The 12,197-nt window shown below is 41.3% G+C and carries 9 protein-coding genes, 1 tRNA gene and 2 rRNA genes (1 of these 12 running past the window's edge); 4 read left to right on the top strand and 8 right to left on the bottom strand.

What is annotated here, in order from left to right; genetic code table 11:
- Window positions 1-75 precede the first annotated feature (75 nt).
- The 5 genes from N5852_RS02120 to N5852_RS02100 all read right to left on the bottom strand — a co-directional run bounded on the left by N5852_RS02120 (window position 76) and on the right by N5852_RS02100 (window position 6,512).
- Window positions 76-996: a hypothetical protein gene (locus N5852_RS02120; protein ID WP_262098723.1), complete on the bottom strand. Its 921-nt coding sequence runs from the start codon at window positions 994-996 to the stop codon at window positions 76-78.
- A gap of 200 nt (window positions 997-1,196) precedes the next feature.
- On the bottom strand, window positions 1,197-2,279 hold the full coding sequence (locus N5852_RS02115) for an alpha-hydroxy acid oxidase (RefSeq protein WP_262098722.1): 1,083 nt from the start codon (window positions 2,277-2,279) through the stop codon (window positions 1,197-1,199).
- 16 nt (window positions 2,280-2,295) lie between these two features.
- Complete coding sequence (locus N5852_RS02110) at window positions 2,296-3,153, bottom strand: tetratricopeptide repeat protein (protein ID WP_262098721.1); 858 nt, start codon at window positions 3,151-3,153, stop codon at window positions 2,296-2,298.
- 73 nt (window positions 3,154-3,226) lie between these two features.
- Window positions 3,227-3,907: a Fe2+-dependent dioxygenase gene (locus tag N5852_RS02105; RefSeq protein ID WP_182418143.1), complete on the bottom strand. Its 681-nt coding sequence runs from the start codon at window positions 3,905-3,907 to the stop codon at window positions 3,227-3,229.
- Window positions 3,908-4,193: 286 nt separating this feature from the next.
- Window positions 4,194-6,512, bottom strand: a complete 2,319-nt coding sequence (locus N5852_RS02100) for a TonB-dependent receptor (protein WP_262098720.1) — start codon at window positions 6,510-6,512, stop codon at window positions 4,194-4,196.
- 307 nt (window positions 6,513-6,819) lie between these two features.
- Here N5852_RS02100 and N5852_RS02095 point away from each other — a divergent pair, with 307 nt between their 5' ends.
- The 4 genes from N5852_RS02095 (at window position 6,820) to N5852_RS02080 (ending at window position 9,736) form a co-directional block, all read left to right on the top strand.
- Window positions 6,820-7,053, top strand: a complete 234-nt coding sequence (locus tag N5852_RS02095; protein WP_262098718.1) for a hypothetical protein — start codon at window positions 6,820-6,822, stop codon at window positions 7,051-7,053.
- A gap of 754 nt (window positions 7,054-7,807) precedes the next feature.
- The gene (locus tag N5852_RS02090) at window positions 7,808-8,332 is read left to right on the top strand and encodes a DUF2165 family protein (RefSeq protein WP_262098717.1); all 525 of its coding nucleotides are present in this window, start codon (window positions 7,808-7,810) and stop codon (window positions 8,330-8,332) included.
- Window positions 8,333-8,553: 221 nt separating this feature from the next.
- Window positions 8,554-8,781 carry a hypothetical protein gene (locus N5852_RS02085; protein WP_262098716.1) on the top strand — a complete coding sequence of 76 codons (228 nt, stop codon included), beginning with the start codon at window positions 8,554-8,556 and terminating at the stop codon, window positions 8,779-8,781.
- Between the two features lies 1 nt (window position 8,782).
- Entirely contained in the window at window positions 8,783-9,736 is a 954-nt protein-coding gene (locus N5852_RS02080) for an SIR2 family NAD-dependent protein deacylase (RefSeq protein ID WP_315973239.1), read from the top strand.
- Between the two features lie 659 nt (window positions 9,737-10,395).
- Here N5852_RS02080 and N5852_RS02075 read toward each other — a convergent pair.
- The 3 genes from N5852_RS02075 to N5852_RS02065 all read right to left on the bottom strand — a co-directional run.
- Window positions 10,396-10,472 (bottom strand) — tRNA-Met (locus N5852_RS02075).
- Window positions 10,473-10,624: 152 nt separating this feature from the next.
- A 5S ribosomal RNA gene (gene rrf / locus N5852_RS02070) occupies window positions 10,625-10,739 on the bottom strand.
- A 102-nt stretch (window positions 10,740-10,841) separates the two neighbouring features.
- Window positions 10,842-12,197, bottom strand: a 23S ribosomal RNA gene (locus N5852_RS02065) (it continues 1,457 nt past the right edge of the window).

The raw sequence follows: 12,197 nt of genomic DNA, 5'->3' as shown, positions 1-12,197 counted from the left end.
CCATGAATTGCGTCTTTTTACCTAAAATGATGTTGTAAAAGGCATAAAAGTCACCTCACGGTTCATTACGTTACTTTACCGGCCCAATTTGCTTTTCATTTCATTTATTTCTTTGGTGAGCTTTTCCATTGTTTTATTAATCCGTCCATCCTCTGCCAAGGTGTTTAAATAGGGCTTATCAAAACGCCAATAGGTTCCTTGGCCAGTGACTTTTACTTTGTTCCATTTTGATAAGAGCTCATTAGCTTGTGATTTTAATTGGGCAAAATTGCTCTTACAAATGTCATCACGCATTAAATTAATCGTAGCAGCTCTTGTGCTGTCAACCTTACGGTACTCTTCAGTCAATGCCTTGTGTTCGTTACAGGTTTTACGTAATTGCGGTAAACGTGTATCAAGTGAAGTTACAAAGGCGGCATATTGATCACGGGCTTGTTTTAATTCGCCAATTGCCTTTTGCTTGGCTTCATTTTCCGCAGCAAGTTGGCGCTGTTTTTCGATTTCGCGCTGTTTTTCTTGTTCTTGCCGTTTTATTTCGCGCTGTTCTTCCTCTTTTTTGTTCTGTTCAACTCTATACCGATCATAAGCTGCAATGCTAACCGCACGAAGTTTATAGACCCGTTCGGTCAACTCCTTGCTTTCAAAATCCTTCATTTTAAATTGAATGACATTGAGATTCTTATCATTAACCGCATTTAGTAATGCACTTTGACAGGTTGCGCGCATTAAATCAGCAAGCTCCTTTGGTGGTGCCTCAAAATCTTCGAAACTGGCACCGGATAAAGCTGCGAGGCACTCAACTGTGGCTTTGCCTATAACTTTTGGCTCGTTTGCGTCATCACGATAATCACCAAAGCCGTGAACATCAACGCTTGAAAAAAACTCGATAAGCTGCTCATCTGTGGCATCAGGTAAAGAATTACAACCGTATAATGCAAGGGGCAACAAGGCAATGATGATTGATTTTTTAAGGAATTTAATATTTATTTTAATCATTACTTATATTTCCATCTAAAAATATCAATTTTGCAACTTTTAAAATATTTATTTAAAAAAATAAAGGTTTAATATTATCGTTTTTCATATCTATAATACTTATATTAATTTAAAAGAAATTTACTTCAAGCTTTATATTATCCAAAATATAATAAGATATTAGCAATCTATATTGTCAATTTTTACAACGATTATATATTTTAAAGACAATAAATTGTATCACCGCTAATGTCCGTAAGACTTGCGCAACCGCAAAGCGCCATGGCAATTTCAAGTTCCGTCTGCAACAGAGTTAGCACATGAACTACCCCCACCATACCAGCAACGCCAAGGCCATGTAATATTGGCCGCCCAAGTAGCACTGCATTTGCACCAAGAGCCAGTGCTTTAACAATATCGCTGCCACGGCGGATAGAACCATCAAGCAAAATGGGCACTTGACCAGCTACTTGTTTGGCAATGACTGGCAAAACCGTAATTGTGGCTGGTACGCTATCAAGTGCACGGCCTCCGTGATTGGAAACAATAATGCCACGACACCCCGCATCAATCGCCATTTGTGCGTCTTGCGGGTGTAAAATGCCCTTAACATAAACAGGTATTTGAGCATGATTGCATAGAATTTTTAAAAATTCCCAATCGGCTGCTTCATCAAGCATGCCTTGGAAAACTGGACTACCTGCATGTTTTGCAATGAATTCTTCCTCGCCATAGGGCAAAAGATTTACCGATTTTATATGTTTGGGCAATTGAAACCCAGCGCGCATTTCGCAATTGCGTACACCGCTCACTGGGGTATCAACGGTTAAAACAATAGCTTGATAACCAGCATTTTGAGCGCGATCAATAAGGTCGAGATTGTCATTGATATTTTTGCGCTTATAGAGCTGAAAAAAATATAAGTTAGGCGCACTCGCCGCCACGCTTTCTAAGCTGCAACTTGCTTGCGTACTGACACAAAATGGCGTTTTGGTTAATGATGCAGCTTGAGCCGTTGTAATTTCACCATTAATATCAACCAATTGATGATGGGCCATAGGAGCAATAATAACAGGTGATGGTAGTGAAAACCCACCAAATACACAATTGGTATTAGCGTTTTTTAAGCTTTTCAACACACGTGGCCAAAGCAATAGCTTATCAAAAGCATGACGATTATTGTAATAGGTAATGCCATCAGCACCATAACCATTGATGTAGCCAAGAATATCGGCAGGCATTTTTTCACAAAAATAACGCTCATAGTCATAAAGAGAAACTGCGTCATGAGGAATGACTGTCATTTTTATTGATTTCCTATTACTTATTTTTTTCAATTTGGTTATTAGGTATCAACCCAGCAGCTTTTTTCGCAATGGCCCGTAGCTGCAAATTACTATGATGGCCAAATAGCTTTACCAAGGTTTGACAATAATCGCCATTTTGATAATTTAACGATGTTTCAAGCCAAGAAAAAGCCTGATCAGCTTGATTATTCGCTAATAACATGCGGGCATAGTTGAAACATCCCCAACAATCGCCCTTTTCTGCCCCTTGGCGAAAGTAATTGCTTGCAATATCGATATTTTGGGGGATGATCTCACCTTCTTCATAAAAAAGACCAAGCATATTAAAAGATTTTGGGTTTCCCCTTAATGCCGCTTGGCTATAGAGTTCAAAAGCCCTTTGCTCATCTTTTTGAACGCCATCACCACGGCGATAAAGATCTGCTAAATTAAACATCGCCCAATCATCACCAAGAGTGGCCGCTTTTGAAAAATAATGGGCAGCTTGCCTAAAGCTTTGGTCAATGCCCCAACCATGTTCAAAGCATCGTCCTAACATGTTCATTGCCTCTATATTATTTTGGGCGGCGGCTTTACCAAACCATGCAAAGGCTTCCATTTCGTTTTTTTCAACACCAAGACCTAATAGTAAAATACGGGCAAATTGTACCTGCGCCTTTGCTTTGCCTTGCTCAGCAAGACGCATGGCATGAAGAGCTGCTTCATTAGTTTTTAACCGCTCTTCCCAGTCGCTAATTTTTAGTAAGGGTTGGCGGAGTAAAAAAATATGGGCATCAGGAAGAGGTGCGGTAGCATGATTTTGGGCATTTTTACCTTGTGGCAAAAGCATTTTATCAAGCAGTTTTGTAGGCCATTGGCGAATGGGCGACATGAATTTGCACCTTTAATTTTACATTGCTATAACTAAGCCAGCCTTGATTTAAAAGCCAAGACTGGCCTAATTGCTAAAGATCAGAATTCTGACGTAAGAGATTGTGGTAAATATTCACAAGGCGCAAAATATCGGCATGGTCATCGGGCAAAATAGCCCGTAAATTGCGAATACTCATATCCAATTCATGCAATGTGTCGCGCATGAATACGTCACGAATTAAGGATTGTGTCCAAAAAAATGATGCCCAGCGCGAGCCCTTGGTTACTTCTTCAACGCGGTGCAAACTAATGGTTGGATAAACGATTGCATAGCCAGCAGGCAATTTAATATGGCTTTCATTATGGCCATCAATAATCACCAATTCGCCGCCCTCATATTCTTCAGGTTCAGTTAAGAAGATCGTTGTTGAAACATCTTGCCTTATTCGCGCTCCACTAGCGACAGACCGAAATGCACCATCAACATGTTCGCCATAACGCATGCCAACATCATATCGATTGAACAATGGTGGAAAGACATGTTTTGGCATGGCTACTGAATTAAAAATCGGATCACGGGCAAGGGCATTTAGAATAATATCGCCTAATTCTTTTGATTCATTAGAGCCTTGCGGTATTTGCAGATTGAACTTAACCTTTTTAGCTTGCTCGCCTGCGCTTGCTGCACCGTCAACCCATTGCGAGGCTTCCAATTTTTCGCGGCATAGCTTCACTTCTTCAGGAGTTAAAATATTGGGTATTTGTACAATCATGTTACACCTTTTTCTCTATTAGTTATATTTCAACTATGATGCTTTTTAATAAATAAGCTCAATAATTATAGGCTCAGTGGAATTATTGTTTTAAGACAGCACAAAACCCACAAGGCCTTTACGGTCTTGCGGGGGGGCATTACGATAGAAGCTCAGCATAGATTTTATGCCGAGGTCTGATTTCAAGGTTAAATAGTCAAGCAGCCCCATTTTATCGGAGCTGCTTATTGTTCACAGTGCTCTAGTGGCCCTTGGCGTTAGAAAACCTTTGACCAAAATCACACACTTAGAACTTGGCAGCAACACTCAAAGTAAATGAACGGCCAGATGAAGGAATGGCGCGCGCTGAAGAAGCTACTCGCCCGTAAAAGAAATTATCGTAGTTTAAGCGATTAGTAAGGTTGTAAGCATTAGCGCTGATTTTCCATTTTTCATTTTCATAAGAAACAAGCGCATCCAATGTAAAGCTATGGGGAACGCGAGCCAAACCATCACTACGAATTGCCATAGCATCACGATAAGTCATACCACCGCCAATGAGCAATTTACCATCAAGACTTTGAATATGTGGCGCAAGATCATAGGTTGTCCAGATACTTGCAGCATTTTTTGCAACTTTACCAACGCTATTGCCAATCGTATCGGTTTCCTCAGCATCAAGAACACGGCTCCATAAATAGGTATAAGAACCATAAACATTCCATTGCTCGGTAATATTGCCAGTTAAACCAGCTTCAAAACCACGAACACGTTCTTTGTCGCCAGAAAAAGTTAGTTCACCATCAGGATCAGAGTGGATAGAATTGTCCTTAGTGACTTGGAAAATAGCAGCAGTTAAACCAAGATTACCGTCGAAAAGATCAACCTTGCCACCAACTTCCCAAAGCTCGCTTTTTTCAGGCTTCCAATCTGCCATACCGCTCGAAATAGGATTAACGTCAGATGTGATATATTGCCCAGCTGGCAAATTCTTAGAAACCGAATAGGTTACATAATAATTTTGGCTTTTGGTTGGTTCCCAAATAAGCGAAGCCTTCGGGCTTGCATAATCGGCGGTTGCAGAGGTAGATGTGATACCATTCGCACCAGTCAAATCATAATTGGTCTTTTGATGATCCCAACGAACACCACCCAAAATCGATAGCTGCTCGGTAAGCCAAACACGGTCACTTAAGAAAACGGCAAATGACCGTGAGTTAGCATCCTTGTAATTGGCGGCATTTGGAACAAGCTGATAATAGCTAGAGTCAAAGTTTTCGGTCCATAGGCTAGGTGCATGGGTTGCTTTGCTACCAATGTAACGATAACCCTGACGCTCGTCTTTTTGATACATCATATCAAGACCGAGCATAGCCTCATGGCGAAGTGCTCCTGTTTCAAATTTAGCAATCGCTGTGGTAACGTTTTGAATGCCCCAGCTGGTTTGGTCATAGCTTGGGCCACCGCCAGCTCCAATGCCAAGAACAGGATTGCCACCTGCGCCAAAGAGGGCTGCGGTACAACCAGCGGTTAGACCACCACCAGAGCCACAATTAACTGGTGTTGTGGTAAACCAGCGTGAGAAATGTGTATAGCGCGTATCATTTTTGATTGTTAGCCAATCATTGATTTCGTTGCTATAATTTGAAGTAACCATATGGATATCAGACTTATCCTGATCGCTATGCTTACCGTAAAAATTCTTGCGTGGTACACCATATTCAGTCACAGGGTAGAAATAACCATTAGGCGTTTTAACAAATGGCACACCATAATCTGGAGTGCGGTCATTATGCTGGAAGTAATAATTTAAATGCCATGTCTGATTTGTACCAAGACCAAAACCAACTGATGCAGCTGCGCCCCAACGATCAGATGTGTTCTGATTGCGGTCAACGATATTTTGCCAATTGCCCATTAAATTAAAGCGAACGGCCGTTGTCTCATTGATTTGCTTATTATAATCGATTGTGCTGCGATAAAGTGGGCCATTACCAACGGTACCCTCAATCTTACCAAAAGTACCAAGGCGAGCCTTTTTAGAAACAGTATTGATCGCGCCGCCAGTTGTACCAACGCCAAAGTTTTCACCGTTAGGCCCTTTAAATACCTGCACTTGCTCCATATTGAAGCTGTCACGAACATATACGCCGAAATCGCGCAAACCGTCTTGATAAGTATCACCCAAGGTTTCAAAACCACGGATACTAAAACGGTCACCATTCATACCGCCATTGCCTTCACCAGTGGTGACGGTGATGCCGGGAACATTACGCAAAGCTTGCTCAAGGGTTGTTACATTTTGCTCTTGCATAATGCGTTCTGGAACAGTGTTGACTGTTTGTGGAACTTCGCGAACGCTTCCTGGCATACGTGAAGAACCAGTTTGTGCATTATTGGTATTAAGGTTACCAGTGTCGCTAGTAATCGTCACTGTTTCAAGAACGGTAGAACCATTATTGGCGCCAACATTGGTATTGTTATTATTTGCATTGGTCGCGTTAGTATTTTGTGCTTGTGCTACCAGCGGCAAGGACGTTAGCGTTGCTGCCAATCCAAGGCGCACCGCCATATTATTCACCAGTCGCGACTGGGCATAATCCTTTTTCTTCGGCATTATTGTCATAATTATTTCCCCTGAGCTAATTCATTTATCTATTTGCTAACGATTTATGACCCAAGGTGTCAAGATTAATTAAGGCAAACTTGTAGCAAGAATATGACGGTTTCATGCCACTGTTGCCTAAATGAAACATTCTTGAACGGAGAGGTTAAGATTATTTGTTAATAAGCGAAGCTTTTGAATTTGTTATACTGCGGGAAAAGGAAAATCATGTATTTCAGAAGAAACCTTAATATATAATATTAGAATTGACTACTATGATATTAACGGAGAAGCATCCTATGCCCGTACTGCAGCCCCTCCGATTGCTTTGAATGAAGAATTTGGGAAAGATGAAATAATCTGCCTTGAAGAAGGACAGTCACATACAATTGTAACAAATACTAGTGCTGGTTTTCGTTATATTAAAGACGATAAAACCCCTGGGGATGAGATTAAAACGATTGTTAGCTTCGATGCTACAACAAAAATGGAAGGACAGTGGTTGTCCCCCTTTAGCTTTACATTTGATAGGCCATATAAGATTGTTGGCTATGAGGATTAAAAGCCTGCTTCCAAATTATAGATCCAAAGCTTAATTTATATGCACAAGCCAATAACTGCCGTAATAGTCGTTTCAGCCTTTCTAACTGGGAGCGTGCGTAAGGCAATGACACCACTCTAGCAGTAGCAAATATTACAACCACCTGACCTATTTTCAATAAATATAAGCCTAATTGCTGAAAACACTTATTAACTCTCTGCATTGTTAATTTGTGACAAACTATAATTCATTTGCTTGCAAACATCCGCCGATGATTGTCTTATTGAACGAGTACAGGAAGGTCTGATATCACCTTTCTTTCTTCAGACACACGCCTTTAAACGAAGACACTAAGTCTCTATGCCGAATGCTACCAAAAAAGGACAGGTGACGAGGTGCCTAACAACGCGGCTGCAGTCAACATCTCTGCGCAAACAGCAGCAAATAATTACCAACAACAAAGATGACAGTTTAACGATTTTAGACACGCAAAAAGACCTGCAATATTGCGCTCCATTTTCAACCAAAAGGAGGCATCTCAACTATACAGCGGTATATGGCTAACTAGCCTATGCATCATAAAAGAACACTTAATTTTCAAAACTAGGCGCTTAGTGTTTTATCACTAGGCAATAGAACCACTGCATTTATACTTTTCTATCCCAGTGACGTTCTTTTCGAATAGTTTATCTTAGCTATATAGTATAAGAAATTACTGAGACGTTATTAAAAATTTGATTACTTACTGCTTTTTGCAAATTCTATAAAGGAAGTCATGATGGATGAAAAAAAGACCTACCGTTTCGTACTAATAGCCTTCGCACTTTTCCCAACTTTATGGGGCTTGTTGGGTTTCCTTAATAATATGTCAGGATTTACCAGTACTGCAGAATTTGCTATTAAACCAATGTTAGCTATGAGTGATACTTACGGCAATTCAGCGCAAACATGGCGCGCAATTTCTTGGGGCTTTGCCCCTGTTCTATCCCTCATCTTAATAACAATAGTGGAAACTTTGGCCGGCATTTTCGGTTTGATCGGTCTTTTGAAGTTAGTTAAAAATTTTAATCGACCCTATCAAGACTTTCAAAGCGGCAAAAGCTTTGTTGTCCTCGGGGCCACATTGGCAATACTGGTTTGGGGCATTGGCTTTATGGTAATTGCTGGCGACTGGTATCTAGCATGGCAAGCTAAGATTAATCCGTTAAACACGCAAATTGGCGGTATGATCTATGCACTCCCTAATATGATTACCGTTGTAATTTACATGCTGCATAGGGAAAGGCCGAATGCTCCGTAATGGCAGGATCAAAAATGTAAATGAACAGCTCAAGATCAATAAAGAATTTGGACCGCCACCTGCGCTTAAATAGGTGCAGACTTCGGACCTAATAAGAGGTATTCATGAGTATTTATTTTGAAATCGCATATGCATGCGCGGCTAAAAGATTATGCCTTTTTACAGGTACTGGTTTCTCAAAGGCAATTACAGATAATCAAATACCAAGTTAGCAAGGCTTATTGGAGGGTGTCTGTGATCAATACGAAACAACCAAAGCCTATAAAGATATATTATTTCCTAAAGACAAACCAAATCCTTTGAATCTTGATGAAGCTGCACAAGTAATCGCACTTGAGTTGAATAAACAAGGACTAGACATACATGAAGAAATTGCCAATTTATCACGCGCTATTCCAATAACCGGATCCTACCCTAAAAAAAAGATTTTTTTCAGAAGAAAATTTTAGAATTATCACCACCAATTACAATAAGTTGGCCGAACAATTAGTAGGAGATAGTTGTTTGTCTTTGTGCCCCGGCCAACCAATACCTCGTTCGACTGATCGCGTAAAAACATATCATGTACACGGTTCAATTGATTCACCCATCAAAATGGTTGTGACCGCCGAGGATTATTTTAACTTCATGAGCTGTGAGACATATTTTTCCCGCAAATTAAGCACTATTTTACATGAAAATACGGTGATTATAATGGGATATCCACTAGGAGATACTAATCTCAAAGCAATTCTCAATAATTACAGAACTTTTGTAAAAACACATCATATTAGCAACAACATTATTTTTGTGGCGAAAGGTACAGTAGAGCAATGTATTGTGGATTACTATGCAACTTGTTACGGAATTAGGGTTATACAAAAAACTGAAATAGAAACATTTTTTCAAAATTTAGATAAAGAAAAAGAAAACGCGGAAGAAATTTATAGAGCATCAATCGATAGCTTTCGTAGCGTGTTTACAAAAGCACACGAATATGAAGAGTCTTTTTTAAAAAAGAAAATTTCTTTTTATTCCATTATTTCATCTATAGCCGCAGAAGGCAAAAGCCTTAATGATCCGCATGTCGTTAGCCAATTAGATAAAATTATAAACATAAAGCAGAGGTTAGCTGGAGAAAACGGGGCATGGGATCAATATGTAGAACTTGCATCATGGTTATGCTACTTGGGGACTATTTTAGATGTCCGCGGAACACAACTGGAGAATACGTTTTGTAGTGCAGTTGCATTTTCAATGAACAAAATGCGAAGAGAGAGAAAACTCGGATACTCTTGGGACGCCTACAAAGTTTGGGCAAATGATTGGCAAAATATGCGTATTGATAATAGATTGCTTATTAAAACTATGAATAAAGAAGAATTAGAAGACTTCGCAGAAAAATTTATTAAACAAGCCATATGATGAATGGCATACCAACCAAGCAAACATATATATAAACATATGATAAACAATAATAATATGAAGTTATTTCAATATAGTATTTTAAATCATTTTTTTATCGTATATTAAGCACATAATTTTGCGAATACATCAATATTAATGTTATCGTTTTAGCAGCAAACAGCCAATAATTTCTAACTGCTATAAATTGTGCGGCTTGGTAGGCTTATGACCAAAAAGGTGGCTATAACTTTGTGAGATCACTTGCTGTACTAATTAGCCTGAAAACTAGCTTTAAAACGCAATAATAGGCCATGTGGCAGTCATTTAATATTTTGACTTGTGGTATTAATCTTCGGCAACGCAGCAAGATTTCAAGCGCCTTGTAAGAATACGCCAAAGCCCGCCAGACCTCATGTGTTGTGGCTATGATATATACAGTTGCTAATTTGATTGGATTTTCTTGTGCGGAGCTGATTTTGACAGACGCGGATGATGTTATGTTTGTTTTTTAGCATATAGGTACGTGCCAGCACTTCAGCTCCAATCAATGTTAACACGAAGCCATTTTGACGTTATTATAAAATAACGCCCATTATCACCTTCAGCCGTAGAAAGCCGCATGTTTTCGGCTATTAGATATAAGTATTAAAACGGTTTATTAATTTATGCTGGGGATTTGGTTGCGGGGGCAGGATTTGAACCTACGACCTTCAGGTTATGAGCCTGACGAGCTACCGGGCTGCTCCACCCCGCGTCACCTATAGACTTTGCTTGAAGTATTGATGTTGCTCGAGCAAAGGACCTTATCTGATTAAGCGTTTAGTACGGTTATTTATGGAAGATCAGATAAGAATAAATAAGGAGTTTTGATGGTGAAGAGATAGTATTCATACATGCATTTTGCAGACCTGGCAGCGACCTACTCTCCCGTGTCTTAAGACAAAGTACCATTGGCGCTGGAGCGTTTCACGGCCGAGTTCGGAATGGGATCGGGTGCAGCCGCTCCGCCATAACCACCAGGTCGGCGAAAGGCATGAACGAATTGAAGCTGGTTTTGATTTTCTGCTGATTAACAAAAGCGATGCTTTTGATTTATTTTTTTAACTGGATATAGGTAATGGGAACGATCAAGCCGATTGAACGATTAGTATCAGTAAGCTTCATGTGTTACCACACTTCCACACCTGACCTATCAACGTGGTCGTCTTCCACGGTTCTCATGGGAATACTCGTTTTTAGGTGGGTTTCCCGCTTAGATGCCTTCAGCGGTTATCCCTTCCGTATATAGCTACCCTGCTATGCGGCTGGCGCCACAACAGGTCCACCAGAGATACGTCCATCCCGGTCCTCTCGTACTAGGGACAGATCCTATCAATATTCCTACACCCACGGCAGATAGGGACCGAACTGTCTCACGACGTTCTGAACCCAACTCACGTACCGCTTTAAATGGCGAACAGCCATACCCTTGGGACCTGCTCCAGCCCCAGGATGCGATGAGTCGACATCGAGGTGCCAAACAACCCCGTCGATATGGACTCTTGGGGGTCATCAGCCTGTTATCCCCGGCGTACCTTTTATCCGTTGAGCGATGGCCCTTCCACACGGGACCACCGGATCACTATGACCGTCTTTCGACTCTGCTCGACTTGTCAGTCTTACAGTCAGGCAGGCTTATGCCATTGCACTCAGCGAACGATTTCCGACCGTTCTGAGCCCACCATCGCGCGCCTCCGTTACTCTTTAGGAGGCGACCGCCCCAGTCAAACTACCCACCATACACGGTCCTGGTTCCGGATAACGGAACGCAGTTAGACATCCATGTAGATAAGGGTGGTATTTCAAGGAAGACTCCACAATGGCTGGCGCCACTGCTTCAAAGTCTACCACCTATCCTACACATGTCGACACGAATGCCAGTGTAAAGCTATAGTAAAGGTGCACGGGGTCTTTCCGTCTAACCGCAGGAACCCCGCATCTTCACGGGGAATTCAATTTCACTGAGTCTATGTTGGAGACAGCGGGGAAGTCGTTACGCCATTCGTGCAGGTCGGAACTTACCCGACAAGGAATTTCGCTACCTTAGGACCGTTATAGTTACGGCCGCCGTTTACTGGGGCTTCAATTCAATGCTTGCACATCTCCTCTTAACCTTCCAGCACCGGGCAGGCGTCAGACCCTATACGTCGTCTTGCGACTTCGCAGAGCCCTGTGTTTTTGGTAAACAGTCGCTACCCCCTGGTCTGTGCCACCCCCTAACGGTTGCCCGCTAAAGGGTCACGCTTCTTCCGAAGTTACGCGTGCAATTTGCCGAGTTCCTTCAACATAGTTCTCTCAAGCGCCTTGGTATTCTCTACCGGTCCACCTGTGTCGGTTTCGGGTACGGTCTATAATGTGGGAGCTATTTCCTGGAACTGCTTCACTGCATCATCAATCCAATAAGATGATACAATTTACGCAATCCGTCACTTCCCACAGG

Origin of the sequence: Bartonella sp. HY328, assembly GCF_025449335.1 — a bacterium.
Lineage (GTDB): Bacteria > Pseudomonadota > Alphaproteobacteria > Rhizobiales > Rhizobiaceae > HY038.
The sequence above is the reverse complement of the archived record's forward strand: the minus strand, read 5'-3'. Positions and strand labels throughout refer to the sequence as shown.